The sequence below is a fragment of the Citrobacter sp. Cb080 genome, assembly GCF_030334745.1.
Lineage (GTDB): Bacteria > Pseudomonadota > Gammaproteobacteria > Enterobacterales > Enterobacteriaceae > Citrobacter > Citrobacter braakii.
Window position 1 is genome coordinate 1 of sequence record NZ_JAOWDG010000085.1, and the last position, 21,138, is coordinate 21,138.

Here is a 21,138-nt window from a genome sequence, read left to right on the forward strand (position 1 = left end):
TGACCTGCCCCCACGATTAGATACAACACTCAGTTAGTAACGTCGGAATCTTCATTCTCAGAATGACCCTTTCTCCAGCCCGCTGCAAATTCAGACGGTGTCTGATAATTCAGCGTGGAGTGCGGGCGGCATTCGTTATAATCCTGCCGCCAGTCATTAATAATTTTCCTGGCATGAACGATATCGCTGAACCAGTGCTCATTCAAACATTCATCGCGAAATCGTCCGTTAAAGCTCTCAATAAATCCGTTCTGCGTTGGCTTGCCCGGCTGGATTAAGCGCAACTCAACACCATGCTCAAAGGCCCATTGATCCAGTGCACGGCAAGTGAACTCCGGCCCCTGGTCAGTTCTTATCGTCGCCGGATAGCCTCGAAACAGTGCAATGCTGTCCAGAATACGCGTGACCTGAACGCCTGAAATCCCAAAGGCAACAGTGACCGTCAGGCATTCCTTTGTGAAATCATCGACGCAGGTAAGACACTTGATCCTGCGACCGGTGGAAAGTGCGTCCATGACGAAATCCATCGACCAGGTCAGATTGGGCGCCGCCGGACGGAGCAGCGGCAGACGTTCTGTTGCCAGCCCTTTACGACGTCTTCTGCGTTTTACGCCCAGGCCACTGAGGTGATAAAGCCGGTACACGCGCTTATGATTAACATGAAGCCCTTCACGGCGCAGCAACTGCCAAATACGACGGTAGCCAAAACGCCTGCGCTCCAGTGCCAGCTCAGTGATGCGCCCTGATAAATGCGCATCAGCAGCCGGACGGTGAGCCTCATAGCGGCAGGTCGACAGGGATAAACCTGTAAGCCTGCAGGCACGACGTTGCGACAGACCGGTCGCATCACACATCAACATCACGGCTTCCCGCTTCTGGTCTGTCGTCAGTACTTTCGCCCAAGAGCCACCTGAAGCGCCTCTTTATCCAGCATGGCTTCGGCAAGCAGCTTCTTGAGTCTGGCGTTCTCTTCCTCAAGCGACTTCAGGCGCTTAACTTCAGGCACCTCCATACCGCCATACTTCTTACGCCAGATGTAAAACGTGGCATCGGAAATGGCATGCTTGCGGCAGAGTTCACGGGCGGGTACCCCAGCTTCGGCTTCGCGGAGAATACTGATGATCTGTTCGTCGGAAAAACGCTTCTTCATGGGGATGTCCTCATGTGGCTTATGAAGACATTACTAACATCGGGGTGTACTAATCAACGGGGAGCAGGTCATTGGCGATAGCTTTCTTCATATTCGCTGTCAGTCAAAGTTTTATATTTTCTGTCGTTATCTATTTTGCATCAGCAATTTCTTTAAGATTCTATTTACGTAAGAAATTTGCACACAGAGCCGTTTTCACACATAAAAGCTAACCCTAATCAAATATAATAAGGAAGATAAAATGAATAAATTTATTGTAACCTCCTTTTTCATTGCAATATTTTTAATTTCTGGCTGTTCAACATCAGGGAACCAAAAAATCAAAAATGAAACGGCTCAAAGCCTTCAATCGAAAATAATTAAAAACAAAACAACTAAGGCAGAGCTACTTGTTCAACTTGGTGAGCCTGACACCAGAACGACTCTTGACGATGGCAACGAGCAATGGAGATATTTCATGTATAACAATCAGTTCAATGCCTCGACTTTTATCCCTGTTGTCGGTTTGCTAACTGGCGGTTCCCAGACTCAGTCTAAAACTCTCGAAATCGACTTCAATGGAGAAACCGTAAGCAAGTGGACATTCTCTACTGATAATAACAATACAAAATCTGGCATTCTTAATTAATCGTTTCCTGGACAAGAAAATGAAAACATACTCAATTCTCGCAGTTATCCTTTCTACTTTTCTATTAACAGCCTGTAATTCCGAACCTTCTGAAAAAGACATATACAATGCTTTCAAAAGTGTTGTAGATAGATCAAATGCAAGCATGAAAACTCTGAACTCAAGTATTCCCGAAAAAGATCTTTTAAGAATAGATTATGTTAAGAAACTAAGTTGCACAGAAGAAGCAAACAATGTTTACAACTGCATTGTCGATGCTTCAATTAGCAACATGAAACAAACAAAGCCTGTTAAGCTTGTGAAAGCTGATGGTGTCTGGAAAGAAGTTCAGTAGTAATTTATATCGAGAAGTCTCTTTTAGCCCCTGCATAGGGGCTTTTTATTGTCTATAATCTTACGGTTCTCACGCGAACTTCATGGATTAACTCTTTTTCAATTACTTTCATTTCATATTGTGCTCTGACAGTAGCATAGATTTGTTCTGCTTTTTCCTGATTGTTATCTATGAAATTAACTAGCGAGTTTAGCTCTCTTAGAACCCCTTCTTTGTTATTTAATCGTTGTAGTAGATTGCTTGTCAGACTTTTGTATACCGAGCTAAACATAGCCATTATGTTATCAATATTACGATTAGATCTAGAATAAATATTTTTAGGGTAAAAATATTTTAGATGGTATCCTACAAAAATTAAGTATAGCTGGCATGAGAAACTTTTATCGCCTGGCTGGTATCTTTTTGAGATATACTTATCGATGATAATGATAAGTTGCTCTTCCAGAGTAAATTCTGGATTGATGTTGCTTTTGTCCATAAAATGCATCCTTGCATTAGTTAAATAGTCTTCCTGACCATATATTTATATTTATCGCATTTATTTAACTTGTCAATAGGTGTAACCTATCAACTATTATTTTTTATTGAATGGCCTATTCAATTGTTCCATACTAAGACCATGTCTATATGCATTATACTGCCAATAGCTGAATTGTTCTTTATATCTATTATTCTGTTTTTTTAGCATTTCATTTTCGGCTTTTAGGTTTAATATTTGCTGTGCCGCAATAGTTAAGTTAGCTGGTTTCTTTAAGCCTGATCCTTTCAAGTTGAGCAAGTTCTTCTTTGTTCTATATGCTTCAACAACTTCACTATGAGCACTTAATGATTGCCTTGTGATGGTTCTGTTTAGATGCTTATAAACAGAGTTGCATAAATCACTCCATGTGATTTTTCCGTCCCAAGTCAGTATAATACTTGTAATTATCTTTATTTCGCTCCTGTTCAAATGTTTTGCCATATGTATCTCCTGTTTCAATTATTTAAAAGTTTATTAATTCTTTCCAAATTTTTTTTTGTGGTGTTGCAACCATTTATCAGCCCCAAAGTCACCATTTTCAAACGCGATTTGAGTTATATTTATCAATTGTATTACTTTCTCTCGGACAGATTGCAGTCTAATTCTATCTACTGATTTCATGTTCAGTGTTTCATTATTATATTCCACAAACTGATTGATTTTAGAACAAGGTTGAACCAAATAGTTATGCACACAGTAACCAAATTCTGTTAAGTGAATTGCCCCTTGATAAAGGTTATCAAAATCAACTGGCGATTCATTTGAGGGAATTGACTCCATTTTACAATAATTACTCTTGTTCAATTTAATAGCTCTAATTTTATCTAACATATCTTCTTCCGACACATGGTTATAAACTCTGTTTTGATTCACATTGATACGACCAGACCATTTAGCTATATCAAGCTCAGACATTTCACCATAATGGGCTATTGTGTTTAATAGGTGCCGTGGTTGGTGTGAGCGAATATGTAGTGGTTTACCCTCATCATCATAATATCCGTATCGGGCGAAAATATTTTTAAATCCAGACTCATGACTTGTTTTATCTTGTATGTCTCTAAAAAAGAATCCATTAGTAGGTTTATAAAATGAATAGATATCGCTCATTTGTGATAAAGAAAGTTGGCGAGGGATCAATAAACATAAGGCATTGCTAAATTTTATAGATTTTTCTTCATCATACCAAGGAAAGTCTCTGCTAAAACCTGAGCTAATCATTTCCCATAGGTCACTCAATGAATAGTTATAATCATTGGAGTTTAAGAAACTTTTCCCACCATCCAAACTCGTTCTTTTAATTTTTAGAACGCATGATTTACGATCATGTAAAGGGTAGCCAAGTGCATGACAAACCTGTACAACAGTCAACTTTAATTTTTCATCAACTTTTGGGCAAAGTTCATGTCGGTAAAATTTATCAGGGTATTTTTCGCACCATTGAGCTAATTCCCTTGCATTTTGTGATAAGGAAAGCAGTCTCCTAATCGCTTTCTTCGCAACTGGTATCATAACCTGTGGAATCCACTTGATATTAGGGCCATACCCCTTAACCGAATAGAATCTCAGACCATATCTTTCGACACCCTTATCATCTTTTTGTGTAATCTCACAATCAGCAGGTAAGGCTAAAATCTCAGAAATTCTGCTCGGACAACAAAGCAGAAGTGCAAATACTGAACTGGTGAATTTATCCCTTGGACTCAGTAGCTCATCATTTTTAGAAAAAATATCAGCAATGGCAAGTAATGCTGATTCATCCGGTAACTTATCGTTTCTGTGATAGTCCTCAATCTCAGGAAGATAGTTGTTTTTGACCTTCTGCTTCACATGGTTTTTCCAGGATATGTATCCTGATTTCACAAGGTTATGTTCACATATAAATTTTGATAATTTTTCAAGCTGTATCCCACATTGAGCGAGGACATTACCTTTAAAATATTTACTTCCGATTTGCAATGCCTCATCAAAAACAACGGCTGTAACATTATAAATGAGACCACTGTTCAGAACTTGCAAAAGAGACTGTTCGAGACATCTCAAGGCCATCATTGTAGCCCCATAATTTTTCAAGGGTTTCAATGAGTGTTGATATCTGATATATGCTTTTGCAAAATCAAGAAAATCTTCATGCATTGCATCTTTTGAGTTAAATGCTTTATGTCCAACCCCTATCTTTCTAAAGGTTACATACCCTTTCCAGACATATTCTTCCCAATCCTGAGTTTGGGTTAGCCCAGATAGTTGATAGCGACAAAATTTTATGAATTGATTATAATTGTTTTCTGCCGTAAGTTGTTTTTTAGACTTAAATAAAATGATATTGTTCATTGGGCATTTACCTCATCAATATCAACTGGCATAAAGAAAACACATTTATCACAAGGGAAACTTGCATTTAAATTCTGACTTTCGCATTTTCTCGAAGAGCAAAATTTGAAATCTTTTTTCTCTTTAGACTTTATTCCATTCATAAAAATATCCGCGACAAATGACAATTGTTCTGAAACAGCGGAATCAATTCTTTCAACACTTCCAGCAAGATTTTTAATATAAATTCCCGTACTTGAAGTAGAAGAATGATCCAACAATTCAGCTATAGTATTGGCATTATGTCCCTCTCTAGCCAGCATGGTTGCTATCGTATAGCGAAGCCTGCGAGGAGTAGCATTAAGTAGAGAACCTGTACGATTTGAAATTAAGTTCTCAGTATTAATAATGTTCTTCAATGCTGTATTAGCAATTGTTGGTTTTGCATATATTTTATTAGACTCCAGGAAATTAGAATCTATTATGGCTAAATCAAGCAGTATTTCCTCGTTCAAGAAAACTGGAACCTTGCCTTTGTTATAATCATCAAGAGTTTTACCAAGGGTTTGCTCAACAAACCTCACGGATTGATTAGCTTGCAGTTGAACAATTGATGCAACCTCTGAGATTATTGGCAGTTCTCGATATTGTAGTTGTTTACCCCTTTGTTTAACTCGTGGTACTGAAATTAAATATTCTACTTTACCATTATCTAAGTTCTTTTGAAGAAGGTCTTTATATTTCAACATAACTAACTGCTGAGGTCTTCTACCTGTCAGACTCATTAATAGCGATATTGCATAATCTGACAGTGACAGTACACCTATTCTATATGCATGATTCATAGCCGTGTTCAAGGAAGTATGTTCCTCTTTAGTTAGTGGGCCCTTTGTTGGATCATCTTGTAAAACAGACTGACCAGATTTTTTTATTTTTAGGTCCAAATGCTTTAACAGGTCTACTGCACTTTCATCTATTCCAGGATATCCAAACTCAAACCATTTAATCAAAAATGGTCGTAAAACGCGAAATGATGCTGGGGCTTTTGATAATTGCTTATTTTGATATTCAATTAGAACCTTATCATCAATATAAGTAGGAGAAAGTTTACTGATAAGATTCTCCATATTCCTAACAATACTTTTCACATACAAGTAGCTGTTACTATTAAAATAATATTGTACTGTATATACAAATCCACAAACCAATTTTTCATTCATAACACATATCAATTCTCTAATTTTGATTCCATTGTTTTCAATCGAACTGACGATTTTATGTTCATGCAAAGACATTTTATCAGAGTTATATTTGATTAAATTATTCATCAAATCCTCCCTTGAATAATTGCTCTTGTTGTTCAAGTGCAGTTTTTTTCGATAGCTCAAAAATATGCCTGCGATTATAAATTATTGAAGTATCTGAACCGGGTCGCCATCCCATGAGATAAGAACGAATTTGCTGTTCTTTTTCATCGGATATTTCCTGATTCTTATCTATTGCTTTCGAAAACTCATAATTCCATGTATGCCTGAGTTTATGACCTGTTAATCCACTTAGATGTGACGAGGATTGACGAACAATACTAACTATCTTATGGTATGAGGAAAATGACAGAGGTTGCCCTTGAGTCTTCCCTTCCTTATAGGTAATAAACAAAAAATCATGCTTATTAGAATTTTTAATTTTCCTGCGATCATTCAAAATATAATCTGAAATTTCATATATAAGTTTTGTATCAGCAATTAATTTTCTTTCGCAAGTCTTCACTAATGGCTGATAAACTCGTGAATCTGTTTTATCATTTGCTCTCCTTCTTATTGCGATTGTTGATTCTGCAAAATCGATATCTCCAATACGCAGATTCAAAAGTTCACCTGCCCTCAAACCAAAGCAATGTAATAGAAGAAATATTAGATTGTTTCTTTTTTGCACTTTTTCCTTAAACGGGTTCAAGTTACCCCCTGGCGAAAGTATGCTAAACAAAGAATCCAGTTGTGCTTTGTCTAAGCTCTTTTCGATTTCCATATTATATTTATCATTATTTCTTGGTCTCTTTCTTTTTATGTTGTTAATGAAAGCCATTACCTCCTTGATAGTATTTTCCTGACCTGCATGTGAGAGAAGTATTTTGCACAACCATTCAAGATAGTTAGCTACTGTTGTAATGCGAAAATACTTAGTTGGTTTTTTGACATTTAAAATCCTAAAATTACCATCCCCTCCATATCGGAAATTTAATGAAGTAAATTCAATCAAATCCTCAATTTCATGAGGAGCGAGAAACAGCTTCTTCTGGATTCTCTCATCAATATTGATATTTTTTATCATAAAGAATCGATATAACAATGAAATGCTACCGGCAATAACCTTCATTGTTGATATAGACTCTGACCGATTCCTGACTTGTGTTGTTATATACAAGTTTGGATAATACAATGGTTCACCAGTATCTTTATTTACGACATGACAATATCTCTCACCATTTTCAAACATAAAAGAATCCACACAAATACTGCACATATTTTCCTCCTAAACTTTACAAAAAGTATAATTCCAATATATTAATAATAAGAATTTCGTAGATTTACAAATTTATTTGGATAGATTAAGGTTTTAATTTAAATTAAAACAGTGAGATAGACGATTATTCTTGTCAAATTATCATCTGGTAGATCTAGTTTAAATTATGTACACCTAATACCTCGAAAATTATCTCACTGCCTTGCGAATAAACGGTCATAAAAATAATGTAAGTTATTCTGTAAAGTTTTAAGCAAGAATATTCATCCAAACCTTACATTTTCATAAAAATTTATTAATCCAATAGATATAGAATTATCCGCTTCGCCAAAAGTTTCATTTCATGAGGGCATTTAATTAACGAGAACCAGGTCTCGTAAACATATATCCGTTTGGAAGCATTAAGCTCAGAGATCTCATCTAACGGTTTCCTTAGATTCCCTACTAAATACTGGCTTAACCAGTAAACAATCTTTCTGTTAAATTCATTATCAGGTAAATCATAGATTGCCTCCAACTCGAAGATCTTGTAAAAAAGATCATCGCCTAAATTGCACATATGGTTATCTTCACTCACAAATTCTTCGATATTCATAACATGTCTCCCCAAATTAACTAAGCAACATTATTTCGACTTGTTTCAATAACAGACTGAATCCAGGCATCAATCTCACTCTCGACAAAAGCAACGGCACGAACACCGATCTTCACTGGTGCCGGAAACCGACCTTCACTGATCAGACGATAGATCCAGGCTTTGCCGAAACCAGTTCGTTTCAAGACTTCTGGTAAACGAATTAAGCTTTGATTGATTGTATTCATTTGGCTGTCTCCTCCGTTTCCGTTACGGAGATATTAGCCACACAGATTTGTATCTATGAAGGGAATGCTGATAACTGAAAAGTTAGATGAGGGAAGAATGAAAGGAAATTCTGGGGAAGAAAAATATTTACGCCCTCCCCTTGACAATTAACATGATGATTTACAACTAGAAAGAGCCGAGTTCAGAAATCGGTATGTTGAGGAGATGGCTGTTTTTGCTGATAAAGTATTCGAGACTACGGGTTGTTTCTCCATTCAATGACTTCTCTGCAACAGGCCTGTCTGTATCTTTAATGTGATCTTCTCCTCTGATCTCACTTGTAAAGTCGGGATACAAGACACGAGACAAGACCATATTTGAGATTTTTACTTTTTTAAATTTTGCCCAAATCAATAGGTCCATCATTGGGATAATATTGTAATCGACAAGCTTTCTTATTTTTGCCAGTCCAAATTTTTCTGTTTTTACTGGCTCAATTTCATATTCTTTCCTGAGAATGGGTAGCATCGTTTGTAAGGCTGTTATAATTTCTTCATCGCTGGACATTCCTAAATCAAATGAAACATACATCTTGCTGCTATTTTGGTTAAGGAAAAAGTCTCTCATAGTTTTTGTTATTGGCTTCTTTTTCAACTCTTTTTTGAAATCGCCATTTTCTTCAAAAAAATCCATGCTAAACATTATTAACTTGTTCTCTAATTTTTTTATATCACCGAAGCTAACCTGCGCAACATGTCTTTGGCCCTTGCCAAAATGACCATGATTATTATCTTGTGTGCTTAAAATAGGATTACCTTCAAGGATAGATCTTAAATTTTGATTATCATCTTCCCATCCAAAATTTACACTGTCGAAAATCGCTTCTCTAAAGGCAAGCTCAGTATGCAGTTCTTTGATTGTAAGTGATTTTAACTGCTCATAGTTTTCGAGACTAAACCAGCTTTTTAATTCTTCATAAGGGCTTACTACTTTCATTAATCCCTCCACTGTATTCAAAGCTTGAATGAGTTAACACTGCATATTTGAATTAATTCTCCCTTAACAAAGTTGATAAGGGAGAGCGATTACTTAACTACTTATTCATAGTTAAATCCTTTTAAAATCAAATGGTGAAACTTGTCGTATTCTTAGGAGGTCAAGGTAATCGGCCCACCATTGAAGCATTAACTTTCGCTCATCAATGTGCTCTGCTTTATGTATGTAGGCAGCACGAACTGAGTTACGCTCCTGATGGCTCATTTGCCGTTCAACAGCATCTTTCGACCACAAGCCGGATTCAATCAAAGCACTACAAGCCATAGCTCTGAATCCATGTCCACAGACCTCCACGGTTGTGTCATAGCCCATAGACCTCAAAGCCTTGTTTACCGTATTTTCACTCATGGGCTTTCTGAAATCATGGTCGCCAATGAACACGAGTTCATGGTCACCGCTGATCTCTTTAATTTCCATCAACACAGACAATGCCTGACAACTCAAAGGAACAAGGTGTGGAGTTCGCATTTTCGAACCACGATGCGAATGTTTCACTCCGGGTAATGGCTCTCGCTCTGCAGGAATAGTCCACATGGCATTGTCGAAATCTATCTCTGACCAACGAGCAAACCTGAGTTCACTCGAACGAATGAAAATGAGCAATGTAAGCTTTACGGCTAACTTCGTGAGCTTTCTACCTTTGAATATTTCAATTCGCTCCAGGAGTTCAGAGAAGCGATCAAACGGTAATGCCGGTCGGTGGGTTCTTTTTGCTACCGCAATAGCTCCTGCCATCTCCTGAGCAGGGTTGTAATCTATCAGCCCGTTCTGGACAGCATATCGCATCACTGCCGTTGTTCTTTGCTGTAATCGGGAAGCAACTTCCAATCGCCCGGAAGCTTCAACAGCCTTGATAGGGGCAAGAAGATCTCTGGTATTAAGTTCGGATATTTTTCTTTTACCAATAGCAGTAAAGAGACCATCTTCCATGCTTTTTAGAACTCTCTCGCTGTGGGAATCAGACCATTTCCTTTTACAGGCAGTATGCCAATCCCTTGCGACAGCCTCGAATGTCAGAGCTTCGCTCTGCTCGATCTTGTCTGCTTTTTTCTTCTCGGAAGGGTCGATACCATCAGATACCAACTTTTTGGCCTCATCTCGTTTCCTGCGAGCTTCACCAAGAGAGACTATTGGATAAACCCCCAATGCTAAAACTTTCTGTTTGCCATCGAAACGGTATTGGAGTCGCCAGTATTTTGAACCATTGGGGTTGATCAGCAGGTGCATACCCTGCCCATCTGTGAGTTTGAAAGGTTTGTCGGAGGGCTTGGTAGTCCTAACTTTGATATCAGTAAGTGCCATCAGTTGATACCTCCGCTGTTGGTATCAAAATCAATCGAACCGAAGATACCACCAGTTATACCATCATTCGTTGGTATATGTGGATAGAAGTAAGTAGACGTGAACAGACTAAGAAAGGCCAAGACCCTGCTTAACCTACTGTTTTTATGGACTAAAGTAGACGTTAGTAGACTTGGAAAAAGCTTTGTATGGTGCCGAAGGCCGGACTCGAACCGGCACGTATTTCTACGGTTGATTTTGAATCAACTGCGTCTACCGATTTCGCCACTCCGGCACGGAAGGGATGCGGAAAACGTTGTGGATTATACCTGTCATGCGCCACCATGCAAGCACCAGCGTGTGCCTGACTCGCTAAGTGTTGAAAATTTCAGCATTCCCTTTCTCACCTGCAACCATCGTCACAGTTTGTCCCCTTATTAATCCCCCCTTCTGCGAAGCGTCCCGTTTCCCCATGCTCTACACTTCCAGTTCAACACCACACTGAGGGAAACACGATGTCGATGATAAAAAGCTACGCCGCAAAAGCGGCGGGCAGCGAACTCGAACTCTATGAATATGATGCGGGCGAGCTTAAGCCGGAAGATGTCGAAGTCCAGGTCGATTACTGCGGTATCTGCCATTCCGATTTGTCGATGATCGACAACGAATGGGGGTTCTCTCAGTATCCACTGGTTGCCGGGCATGAGGTGATTGGTCGCGTGGCGGCGCTCGGCAGCGCGGCGCAAGATAAAGGTCTGAAGGTTGGTCAGCGAGTCGGCATTGGCTGGACGGCGCGCAGCTGCGGGCATTGCGACGCCTGTATCAGCGGCAATCAGATTAACTGCCTGGAAGGTTCCGTTCCCACTATTCTCAATCGCGGTGGCTTTGCCGAGAAACTGCGGGCCGACTGGCAGTGGGTGATCCCGCTGCCGGAAAGCATCGATCTGGCGGCGGCGGGTCCCTTGCTGTGCGGCGGTATCACGGTGTTCAAACCGCTGCTGATGCACCATATCACCGCCACCAGCCGCGTTGGGGTGATCGGCATCGGCGGCCTGGGGCATATCGCCATTAAGCTGTTACACGCGATGGGGTGCGAAGTGACCGCGTTCAGCTCCAATCCGGCGAAAGAGCAGGAAGTGCTGGCGATGGGGGCGGATAAGGTGGTTAACAGCCGCGATCCGGATGCGCTAAAAGCGCTGGCGGGCCAGTTCGATCTCATTATTAACACGGTTAACGTCGATCTCGACTGGCAGCCGTATTTTGAAGCGCTGGCCTACGGTGGTAACTTCCATACCGTCGGCGCGGTGCTGAAGCCGCTGCCAGTGCCAGCGTTCACCTTAATTGCCGGCGATCGCAGCATCTCCGGTTCGGCAACCGGTACGCCGTTCGAACTGCGCAAGCTGATGAAGTTTGCCGGGCGCAGCAAGGTGTCGCCCACCACCGAACTGTACCCAATGTCGCAAATTAACGACGCTATCCAGCACGTGCGTGACGGCAAAGCCCGCTACCGCGTGGTGCTGAAAGCCGACTTCTGATGCAAGGCTCAGTCCCGCAAGGGGCTGAGCTTATTGCCCGTTACGAAACGCGATCACCGCCTGGCGGCACTGTTCCGTCACATGCTCGATGTCATGGTTCACGTCGATGCGGGCAATATCATGTTCGTCCTCCTGCGGGCACTCCAGCGCATCGAACTGGCTTTTGAGTAATCCCACCGGCATAAAATGCCCTGCCCGACGCTGCATGCGCGCCAGAATGGTCTCGTAATCGCCGTCCAGCCACAAAAAATGCACATTCGGACTGCCCTGTCTCAATATATCGCGATACTGTTTTTTTAATGACGAGCAGACAATAAACCCGGTCTCATTCTTTTTATATAAACTGTATGAAGCGTCATTTAATCGTGCTAACCACGGTAGTCGGTCTTCATCGGTTAATGGAATACCTTCAGACATTTTATCAATATTTTGGGCCGGATGGAGATCGTCACCATCAATGAATTTAGCCGATAATACTGCAGCAATTTTGCTGCCAATTAAAGATTTACCGCTACCCGAAACGCCCATCAAAATATAAATTTCCCCGGCCATTGAAAAAACTCCAGATTCATATTCCATGGCGCGATACTACGCCTTCCACAATGCAGAATTCACCTTTTTTCGGCGTGGCTGAGCAGATTTACAAGGCGCATCACGTTATGCGTAACATTGTAGTGTAACAATTTTCCAGCGTGATCTTTATCACAAATAATAACAATCAAAACCGTTTAAATGCTGCCGAGGTTACTACCTGACCAGTGAGGCATTTATGCAAGTCAAAACCCAATCCTGCGTTGTCGCGGGTAAGAAAACTGTTGCCATTACCGACCAAAATATTGAATGGAATAATAAAGGAACGCTGGTGCAAATTACCCGCGGCGGAATTTGTGGTTCCGACTTACATTATTATCAGGAAGGAAAAGTCGGTAATTTTACCGTTAAAGCACCGATGATTTTAGGCCATGAAGTTATTGGTAAAGTGGTGCACAGCGACTCAAAAGAATTACATGAAGGTCAGTCGGTGGCTATTAATCCGTCGAAGCCCTGTGGCCACTGTAAATACTGTCTGCTGCACGACGAAAACCAGTGCACGGAAATGCGCTTTTTTGGCAGCGCCATGTATTTTCCCCACGTTGACGGCGGCTTTACCCGATTTAAAACCGTCGATACCGCGCAGTGCATCCCCTACCCCCAGCACGCCGATGAAAAAGTCATGGCCTTTGCCGAACCGCTGGCAGTCGCGATCCACGCCGCGCATGAAGCAGGAGACCTGCAGGGCAAGCGCGTGTTTATCTCCGGCGTGGGGCCTATCGGCTGCCTGATCGTCAGCGCGGTGAAAACGCTCGGCGCAGCAGAAATTGTCTGTGCTGATATCAGCCCGCGCTCGCTGTCGCTGGCCCAGCAGATGGGTGCTGACACGCTGATTAACCCGCAGCAGGACTCGCTCGATGAGTGGAAAAAAGAGAAAGGCTACTTCGACGTCAGCTTCGAAGTCTCTGGTCATCCGTCCTCAATCACCACCTGCCTGGAGGTCACCCGCGCGAAAGGCGTGATGGTGCAGGTTGGCATGGGCGGCGCGGTGCCGGACTTCCCGATGATGATGCTGATCGGCAAAGAGATCGCGCTCAAAGGCTCGTTCCGCTTTACCACCGAGTTCAACACCGCGGTGTCGTGGCTGGCGAATAACGTTATCGATCCACTGCCGTTACTCAGCGCTGAATATCCGTTTACCGAGCTTGAACAGGCGCTGATCTTTGCCGGGGATAAAACCCAGGCGGCGAAAGTCCAGCTCGTTTTTGCTGAAACAAAATAAGGAAGAACATAATGAACGATCTTTTTTCACTGGATGGAAAAAATATTCTGATCACCGGTTCGGCCCAGGGTATTGGTTATTTACTGGCGACCGGGCTGGGTAAATATGGCGCGCAGATTATCGTCAATGATATTACGCCGGAGCGCGCAGAGGCTGCCGTCGCCAAACTGCAACAGGAAGGGATCCGCGCCGTTGCCGCGCCGTTTAATGTTACGCAGAAACAGGACATTGATGCCGCCATCGACCATATCGAAAAAGACATTGGCCCAATCGATGTACTGGTGAATAACGCCGGTATTCAGCGCCGCCATCCGTTTACCGAGTTCCCGGAGCAGGACTGGAACGATGTGATTGCCGTTAACCAGACGGCGGTGTTCCTGGTCTCGCAGGCAGTAACGCGTCGCATGGTGGAACGTCAGGCCGGGAAGGTCATCAACATCTGCTCCATGCAGAGCGAACTGGGCCGCGACACCATCACGCCGTATGCCGCCTCGAAAGGCGCGGTGAAAATGCTCACCCGCGGTATGTGCGTTGAGCTGGCACGCCACAATATCCAGGTCAACGGTATCGCACCGGGCTACTTCAAAACCGAGATGACCAAAGCGCTGGTCGAGGATGAAGCCTTCACCGCCTGGCTGTGCAAACGTACGCCAGCCGCGCGCTGGGGCGATCCGCAGGAGCTGATTGGCGCGGCGGTCTTCCTCTCTTCCAAAGCATCCGATTTTGTTAACGGGCACCTGTTGTTTGTCGATGGCGGCATGCTGGTCGCCGTCTGATGCAACACAACGCAACATCACGCAGCGCCCAGGCGCTGCATTTTTGGCCACCCCTAAATAATTCGAGTTGCGGGACGGCGGCAAGTGAATGAACCCGATGAGCTTACTTGAGTAAGTGATTCGGGTGAGTGAGCGCAGCCAACACACCTGCAACTTGAAGTATGACGGGGATATAAGAGAAACGATTATGCCATTAATAATAATTGCGGCAGGCGTCGCGCTGCTCCTGGTCCTGATGATTGGTTTTAAAGTTAACGGCTTTATTGCTCTGGTCCTGGTGGCGGCGGTCGTCGGTTTTGCCGAAGGGATGGATGCCCAGGCCGTTTTGCACTCAATACAAAATGGGATCGGCGGGACGCTAGGCGGTCTGGCGATGATCCTTGGCTTCGGTGCAATGCTCGGTAAGCTGATTTCCGATACCGGCGCGGCTCAGCGCATCGCCACCACGCTGATTGGCACGTTTGGTAAAAAACGCGTGCAGTGGGCGCTGGTGATCACCGGTCTGGTGGTGGGTCTGGCGATGTTTTTCGAAGTCGGCTTTGTTCTGCTGCTGCCGTTGGTGTTTACGGTGGTGGCCTCTTCCGGCCTGCCGCTGCTGTATGTTGGCGTCCCGATGGTAGCTGCACTGTCCGTGACCCACTGTTTTCTGCCGCCGCATCCGGGGCCGACCGCGATTGCCACCATTTTCGAGGCTAATCTCGGCACCACCCTGCTGTACGGCTTTATTATTACTATCCCGACGGTGATTGTTGCCGGGCCGCTGTTTTCTAAGCTGCTGACCCGCTTTGAGAAAGCGCCGCCGGAAGGGTTATTCAACCCGCATCTGTTCACCGAAGAAGAGATGCCGTCATTCTGGAACAGTATCTTTGCCGCGGTAATCCCGGTCATACTGATGGCGGTCGCCGCAGTGTGCGAAATCACGCTGCCGAAAACCAACAGCGTACGGGTGTTCTTTGAATTTATCGGTAACCCTGCGGTCGCGTTGTTTATCGCTATCGTGCTCGCCATTTTTACCCTTGGCCGACGTAACGGACGTACGATCGAGCAAATTATGGATATCATTGGCGACTCTATCGGTGCGATTGCGATGATTGTGTTTATCATCGCCGGGGGCGGCGCGTTTAAGCAGGTTCTGGTCGACAGCGGCGTGGGGCAATATATCTCGCACCTGATGACCGGCACGTCGCTTTCTCCGCTGCTGATGTGCTGGACGGTCGCCGCCTTGCTGCGTATCGCGCTCGGTTCAGCCACCGTGGCGGCGATCACCACCGCGGGCGTGGTGCTGCCGATTATCAACGTCACTCATGCCGACCCGGCGCTGATGGTGCTGGCTACCGGCGCGGGCAGCGTGATTGCCTCCCACGTTAACGATCCGGGATTCTGGCTGTTTAAAGGCTATTTTAATCTCAGCGTCGGGGAAACGTTGCGTACCTGGACGGTAATGGAGACGCTGATTTCCATTATGGGGCTGCTGGGGGTTCTGGCGCTGAACGCCATTCTGCATTAAGACGGTCATCACCGGGGAGCACAGATCCGCGCTCCCCGGCACTGGAGAGAAAATGAGGAACCACAGAATTTCTTTGCAAGACATCGCCACGCTGGCGGGCGTGACCAAAATGACGGTGAGCCGCTACATTCGCTCGCCAAAAAAGGTCGCAAAGGAAACCGGCGAACGCATCGCGCAGATTATGGAGGAGATTAATTACATCCCCAACCGCGCGCCCGCGATGCTGCTGAATGCGCAAAGCTATACGCTTGGCGTGCTGATCCCCTCGTTTCAAAACCAGCTGTTCGCTGACATTCTGGCCGGCATTGAGTCGGTCACCTCGGATCATAACTATCAGACACTGATCGCCAACTACAATTACGACCGGGAATCCGAGGAAGAGTCGGTAATCAATCTGCTGTCATACAATATCGACGGCATTATCCTGTCCGAGAAATATCACACCCTGCGCACGGTGAAGTTTTTGCGTTCAGCCAACATTCCGGTGGTGGAGCTGATGGATATTCAGGGCGATCGTCTGGACATGGAAGTAGGCTTCGATAACCGTCAGGCGGCGTTTGATATGGTCAGCACCATGCTGGATAAACGCCAGCGGCGCAAAATCCTCTATCTCGGTTCGAAAGACGACGTCCGCGATGAACAGCGCTATCGCGGCTATTGCGATGCCATGACGCGCCGGGGTCTGGTGCCGCTGCGCGTCAATCCGCGTTCTATTTCATCCATCCATCTCGGCACCCAGATGATGCGGGACGCGCTCGCCGCGCATCCGGATTTAGACGGCGTTTTTTGCACCAACGACGATATTGCAATGGGCGCGCTGCTGCTGTGCCGCGAGCGCGATCTGGCCGTTCCGGAACAGATCTCAATTGCCGGTTTTCACGGGCTGGAAATGGGCAGGCAGATGATCCCAAGCCTCGCCAGCGTGATCACCCCGCGTTTTGACATTGGCCGCATGGCAGCGCAGATGTTGCTGAGCAAAATCAAGAACAACGACCATAACCACAACACCGTGGATTTGGGGTACCAGATTTATCACGGCAATACGCTTTAAGTCATTTTCTCTGGCCATCGCATACTCTCTTTGATGGACATTGCCTATACTCCAGGCAAGATAAATGGAGGAAATCTCAATGAGCACACCCCTGCTAATTGCCCGCACGCCGGACACCGAACTGTTTTTACTGCCAGGCATGGCCAACCGTCACGGACTGATTACCGGCGCGACCGGGACCGGTAAAACCGTCACGCTACAGAAGCTGGCCGAATCGCTGTCTGAAATTGGCGTACCGGTATTTATGGCCGATGTGAAAGGCGACTTAACCGGCGTGGCCGAGGAAGGGCAGGCCTCTGAAAAGCTGCTCGCCCGACTGAAAAATATCGGCATTACCGACTGGCAACCGCATGCTAATCCGGTCACGGTGTGGGATATCTTCGGCGAAAAAGGTCACCCCGTGCGGGCCACGGTATCTGACCTCGGCCCGCTGCTGCTGGCCCGTTTGTTGAACCTCAACGACGTGCAGTCCGGCGTGCTGGATATTATTTTCCGCATTGCTGATGACCAGGGTCTGCTGCTGCTCGATTTCAAAGACCTGCGAGCCATTACCCAGTACATCGGCGATAACGCCAAATCCTTCCAGAATCAGTATGGCAATATCAGCAGCGCCTCGGTCGGGGCAATTCAGCGTGGACTGCTGTCGCTGGAGCAACAGGGGGCGGCGCACTTCTTTGGCGAACCGATGCTGGACATCAAAGACTGGATGCGAACTGACGCCAGCGGCAAAGGGATGATCAACATCCTCAGCGCAGAGAAGCTCTACCAGATGCCCAAACTGTACGCCGCCAGCCTGCTGTGGATGCTCTCCGAACTGTACAAACAGCTGCCGGAAGCAGGCGATCTGGAGAAGCCAAAACTGGTGTTCTTCTTCGATGAAGCTCACCTGCTGTTCAACGACGCCCCGCAGGTGCTGCTGGATAAAATCGAACAGGTGATCCGCCTGATCCGCTCGAAAGGGGTCGGCGTGTGGTTCGTCTCGCAAAACCCGTCAGATATTCCGGACAACGTGCTCGGTCAGTTGGGGAACCGCGTGCAGCACGCCCTGCGCGCGTTTACACCGAAGGATCAGAAAGCGGTGAAAACCGCCGCGCAAACCATGCGCGCCAACCCGGCATTTGATACCGAAAAAGCCATTCAGGAACTGGGAACCGGCGAGGCGCTGGTGTCGTTTCTGGACGCTAAAGGCAGCCCGTCGGTGGTTGAACGAGCAATGGTGATTGCGCCGTACTCGCGGATGGGACCGGTGACGGATGACGAGCGTAACGGGCTGATTAATCACTCCTCGCTGTACGGTAAATATGAAGAACAGATCGACCGCGAGTCCGCCTATGAGCGTTTACAGCAAGGCGTGCAGGCCAGCACCGAGCAGCAAAATACACCTCCCGCCAACGGTAAAGCGATCGATGTGGACGGCGGTATTCTCGGTGGATTGAAGGATATTCTGTTTGGCAGCACCGGACCGCGCGGCGGCAAGCGCGATGGCGTGGTACAGAGCGTGGCGAAGAGCGCGGCGCGACAGGTCACCAATCAGATAATCCGCGGCATGTTGGGGAGTTTGATGGGCGGGAGAAAACGCTAGCAGGAAGGCGCCCCTCCCGCACAGCGGGAGGGGCGAATATCAGGACTTACGCAGCATCAGCCACAGGCTTATCAGGAAGAAGCTGGCGCTTGGCAGCAACGCGCCGATAATCGGCGGAATGCCGTACACCAGCGTCAGCGGGCCAAAGATTTGGTCCAGCACATAGAACACAAAGCCGAAGCTAATCCCTGTCACCACGCGCACGCCCATCGGGACGCTACGCAGCGGACCAAAGATAAACGACAGCGCCATCAGCATCATTACCGCCACAGACAGCGGCTGGAAGACTTTGCTCCACATATTGAGCTGGTAGCGTCCGGCGTCCTGGCCGCTCGACTTCAGGTACTTCACGTAGTTATGCAGACCACTAATCGAGAGAGCATCAGGATCCAACGCCACGACGCCGAGCTTGTCGGGTGTAAGGTTGGTTTTCCAGGTGCCGCTCACCGTCTGCGAGCCGGTGATTTGCTTCGGATCGGTCAGGTTGGATTCATCCACCTGCGACAAACGCCAGACCTTCTGCTCCGGGTCAAACGTCGCGCTTGCGGCATAACGGACGGACTGCAAACGGCGCTTGTCGTTAAAGGAGTAGATGCTAATTCCGCCTAACTCGGCGTCACCTTTCACCCGCTCAATGTAGACAAAGCTGTCGCCATCTTTCGCCCACAAACCTTGCTGGGTCGAGAGCAGCGAGCCGCCGTACATCTGCTGCGCACGATAGTTACGCGCCATTTGTTCGCCCTGCGGCGCCACCCATTCGCCGATGGCCATCGTCAGCAACACCAGCGGAATCGCGGTTTTCATCACCGACAACGCCACCTGCATACGGGTAAAGCCAGAAGCCTGCATGACCACCAGTTCACTGCGCTGCGCCAGCATGCCCAGCCCCAGCAAAGCACCCAGCAGCGCCGCCATCGGGAAGAAGATCTGGATATCTTTCGGCGCGCTGAGCAGGGTATACAGCCCGGCGCCCATCGCATCGTAGCTCCCCTGCCCGGCTTTTTTCAGCTGGTCGACAAACTTGATGATCCCGGAGAGCGACACCAGCATGAACAACGTCATCATGATGGTGGTGAAAATGGTTTTACCGATATAGCGGTCAAGTACACCAAAAGGCTGCATTATACCGCTCCTTTACGCATAAAACGGGCACGTAAGCGGCGCATCGGCACCGTATCCCAGAGGTTAAGCACAATCGCCAGCGCCAGATACGCCAGGTTAACCGTCCACATCCAGAACACCGGATCCAGCTTACCTTTGCCGCCGTTCGACTTCAGCGATGTCTGAACCAGGAAGAACAGCAAATAAAGCAGCATTGCTGGCAGCATGGACAGTACGCGACCCTGACGCGGGTTCACCACGCTCAGCGGTACAACCATCAGCGCCATCATAAATACGGTGAATACTAACGTGATACGCCAGGTCAGCTCCGCACGGGCGCGATCGGTGTCGGTCGTCCATAGCGTACGCATGGTCATCTGGTCGGTATCGTTTGGATCCAGCGCCACGGCCTGATGACCGATAATCGCCTGATAATTCTGGAAGTCGGTAATGCGGAAATCGCGCAGCAGCGCGGTCCCTTCAAAACGCGTCCCCTGGTTCAGCGTCACGACCTGAGAGCCATCGCGCAATTGAGTAAGATGACCGGAGTCCGCTACCACCACCGAAGGACGGGCGTTACCTTTCGGGCGGATTTGCGCGAGGAACACATCGTTGAAATTACTGCCGTCAACGCTTTCGATAAACAGCACCGAGCCGCCGTTAGTGGCCTGCTGGAATTGCCCCTGAGCAAGCGCCGCCATACCGGGGTTCGCTTTCGCCTCCGCCAGGACTTCGTCCTGATGTCTGGAGGACCACGGTCCGGCCCACATCACGTTGACCGCCGCAATAATACTGGTAAACAGCGCCAGCACCATCGCCGCTTTCACTAAGACAGCCTTGCTCAGCCCGCAGGCGTGCATGACCGTAATTTCACTTTCGGTATACAGTTTGCCCAGCGTCATCAGCAGCCCGAGGAACAGGCTTAATGGCAAGATAAGTTGCGCCATTTCTGGCACGCCCAGCCCCAGCAGCGAGAGCACCAGATTCGCCGGGATATCACCGTCAACCGCCGCACCAAGGATCCTGACTAACTTTTGACAAAAGAAGATCAAAAGCAGGATGAATAGGATCGCAAGTTGGCTTTTGAGCGTTTCCCGAACCAGATATCTTATGATTATCACTTTAAATACGCCCGTAAAAACCCGTCTTTTGCCGGAATTTAGCTTGTT

General features: G+C 46.3%; 20 protein-coding genes, 1 tRNA gene and 1 pseudogene. 8 read left to right on the top strand and 14 right to left on the bottom strand.

Annotated elements, in window-relative coordinates; genetic code table 11:
- Positions 1-29 precede the first annotated feature (29 nt).
- A protein-coding gene (locus OGV38_RS24040; protein WP_096147877.1) for an IS3-like element ISSen4 family transposase occupies positions 30-1,150 on the bottom strand; the annotation gives its coding sequence in 2 pieces (ribosomal slippage) (positions 30-892 and positions 892-1,150; 1,122 coding nt in all).
- A 241-nt stretch (positions 1,151-1,391) separates the two neighbouring features.
- Here OGV38_RS24040 and OGV38_RS24045 point away from each other — a divergent pair.
- Positions 1,392-1,778, top strand: coding sequence for an SEN1984 family lipoprotein (locus OGV38_RS24045; protein WP_023339480.1), 387 nt, complete (start codon positions 1,392-1,394; stop codon positions 1,776-1,778).
- A gap of 19 nt (positions 1,779-1,797) precedes the next feature.
- On the top strand, positions 1,798-2,112 hold the full coding sequence (locus OGV38_RS24050) for a hypothetical protein (RefSeq protein WP_044068033.1): 315 nt from the start codon (positions 1,798-1,800) through the stop codon (positions 2,110-2,112).
- A 52-nt stretch (positions 2,113-2,164) separates the two neighbouring features.
- Here the strand turns inward: OGV38_RS24050 and OGV38_RS24055 are convergent, their stop codons facing one another.
- From OGV38_RS24055 to OGV38_RS24100, 10 genes and pseudogenes are all read right to left on the bottom strand, one after another.
- On the bottom strand, positions 2,165-2,590 hold the full coding sequence (locus OGV38_RS24055) for a hypothetical protein (RefSeq protein ID WP_044068032.1): 426 nt from the start codon (positions 2,588-2,590) through the stop codon (positions 2,165-2,167).
- A 96-nt stretch (positions 2,591-2,686) separates the two neighbouring features.
- Entirely contained in the window at positions 2,687-3,073 is a 387-nt protein-coding gene (locus OGV38_RS24060; RefSeq protein WP_286475292.1) for a hypothetical protein, read from the bottom strand.
- Between the two features lie 14 nt (positions 3,074-3,087).
- Positions 3,088-4,963 (bottom strand): annotated as a pseudogene (locus OGV38_RS24065) (DNA-binding protein).
- Entirely contained in the window at positions 4,960-6,270 is a 1,311-nt protein-coding gene (locus tag OGV38_RS24070) for a tyrosine-type recombinase/integrase (RefSeq protein ID WP_044068028.1), read from the bottom strand. Before OGV38_RS24070 ends, OGV38_RS24065 begins: the two are co-directional and overlap by 4 nt.
- On the bottom strand, positions 6,263-7,465 hold the full coding sequence (locus OGV38_RS24075; RefSeq protein WP_044068027.1) for a tyrosine-type recombinase/integrase: 1,203 nt from the start codon (positions 7,463-7,465) through the stop codon (positions 6,263-6,265). The genes OGV38_RS24070 and OGV38_RS24075 overlap by 8 nt, the downstream gene beginning before the upstream one ends.
- 295 nt (positions 7,466-7,760) lie before the next feature.
- A complete protein-coding gene (locus OGV38_RS24080) occupies positions 7,761-8,060 on the bottom strand; it encodes a hypothetical protein (RefSeq protein WP_044068026.1) in 300 nt (99 codons plus the stop codon).
- Positions 8,061-8,080: 20 nt separating this feature from the next.
- Positions 8,081-8,287, bottom strand: a complete 207-nt coding sequence (locus tag OGV38_RS24085; RefSeq protein ID WP_044068024.1) for a helix-turn-helix transcriptional regulator — start codon at positions 8,285-8,287, stop codon at positions 8,081-8,083.
- A 166-nt stretch (positions 8,288-8,453) separates the two neighbouring features.
- On the bottom strand, positions 8,454-9,263 hold the full coding sequence (locus tag OGV38_RS24090; protein ID WP_058677510.1) for a DUF6387 family protein: 810 nt from the start codon (positions 9,261-9,263) through the stop codon (positions 8,454-8,456).
- A 111-nt stretch (positions 9,264-9,374) separates the two neighbouring features.
- On the bottom strand, positions 9,375-10,625 hold the full coding sequence (locus OGV38_RS24095; protein ID WP_044068855.1) for a tyrosine-type recombinase/integrase: 1,251 nt from the start codon (positions 10,623-10,625) through the stop codon (positions 9,375-9,377).
- A gap of 189 nt (positions 10,626-10,814) precedes the next feature.
- Positions 10,815-10,899, bottom strand: a tRNA-Leu gene (locus tag OGV38_RS24100).
- Between the two features lie 220 nt (positions 10,900-11,119).
- Here OGV38_RS24100 and ahr point away from each other — a divergent pair.
- Entirely contained in the window at positions 11,120-12,139 is a 1,020-nt protein-coding gene (ahr, locus tag OGV38_RS24105) for an NADPH-dependent aldehyde reductase Ahr (protein WP_016155584.1), read from the top strand.
- Between the two features lie 30 nt (positions 12,140-12,169).
- Here the strand turns inward: ahr and idnK are convergent, their stop codons facing one another.
- On the bottom strand, positions 12,170-12,691 hold the full coding sequence (gene idnK / locus OGV38_RS24110; RefSeq protein WP_286475308.1) for a gluconokinase: 522 nt from the start codon (positions 12,689-12,691) through the stop codon (positions 12,170-12,172).
- Positions 12,692-12,908: 217 nt separating this feature from the next.
- On the opposite strand from idnK, the gene idnD reads away from it, so the two are divergent.
- The 5 genes from idnD (at position 12,909) to OGV38_RS24135 (ending at position 18,868) form a co-directional block, all read left to right on the top strand.
- Positions 12,909-13,952 carry an L-idonate 5-dehydrogenase gene (idnD, locus tag OGV38_RS24115; protein WP_049268592.1) on the top strand — a complete coding sequence of 348 codons (1,044 nt, stop codon included), beginning with the start codon at positions 12,909-12,911 and terminating at the stop codon, positions 13,950-13,952.
- An 11-nt stretch (positions 13,953-13,963) separates the two neighbouring features.
- Positions 13,964-14,728 (top strand): gluconate 5-dehydrogenase, encoded by a 765-nt coding sequence (gene idnO, locus OGV38_RS24120; RefSeq protein WP_016151510.1) that lies wholly within the window; start codon positions 13,964-13,966, stop codon positions 14,726-14,728.
- A 187-nt stretch (positions 14,729-14,915) separates the two neighbouring features.
- On the top strand, positions 14,916-16,235 hold the full coding sequence (gene idnT, locus OGV38_RS24125) for a gnt-II system L-idonate transporter (protein ID WP_016155581.1): 1,320 nt from the start codon (positions 14,916-14,918) through the stop codon (positions 16,233-16,235).
- Positions 16,236-16,287: 52 nt separating this feature from the next.
- Positions 16,288-17,286 carry a DNA-binding transcriptional regulator IdnR gene (gene idnR, locus OGV38_RS24130; protein WP_047358548.1) on the top strand — a complete coding sequence of 333 codons (999 nt, stop codon included), beginning with the start codon at positions 16,288-16,290 and terminating at the stop codon, positions 17,284-17,286.
- Between the two features lie 79 nt (positions 17,287-17,365).
- A complete protein-coding gene (locus tag OGV38_RS24135) occupies positions 17,366-18,868 on the top strand; it encodes a helicase HerA-like C-terminal domain-containing protein (protein ID WP_286475311.1) in 1,503 nt (500 codons plus the stop codon).
- A gap of 39 nt (positions 18,869-18,907) precedes the next feature.
- Here OGV38_RS24135 and lptG read toward each other — a convergent pair whose 3' ends face one another.
- The gene (lptG, locus tag OGV38_RS24140) at positions 18,908-19,990 is read right to left on the bottom strand and encodes an LPS export ABC transporter permease LptG (protein ID WP_008786067.1); all 1,083 of its coding nucleotides are present in this window, start codon (positions 19,988-19,990) and stop codon (positions 18,908-18,910) included.
- Positions 19,990-21,090, bottom strand: coding sequence for an LPS export ABC transporter permease LptF (gene lptF, locus OGV38_RS24145; RefSeq protein ID WP_016151506.1), 1,101 nt, complete (start codon positions 21,088-21,090; stop codon positions 19,990-19,992). The genes lptG and lptF overlap by 1 nt, the downstream gene beginning before the upstream one ends.
- Between the last annotated feature and the right edge of the window lie 48 nt (positions 21,091-21,138).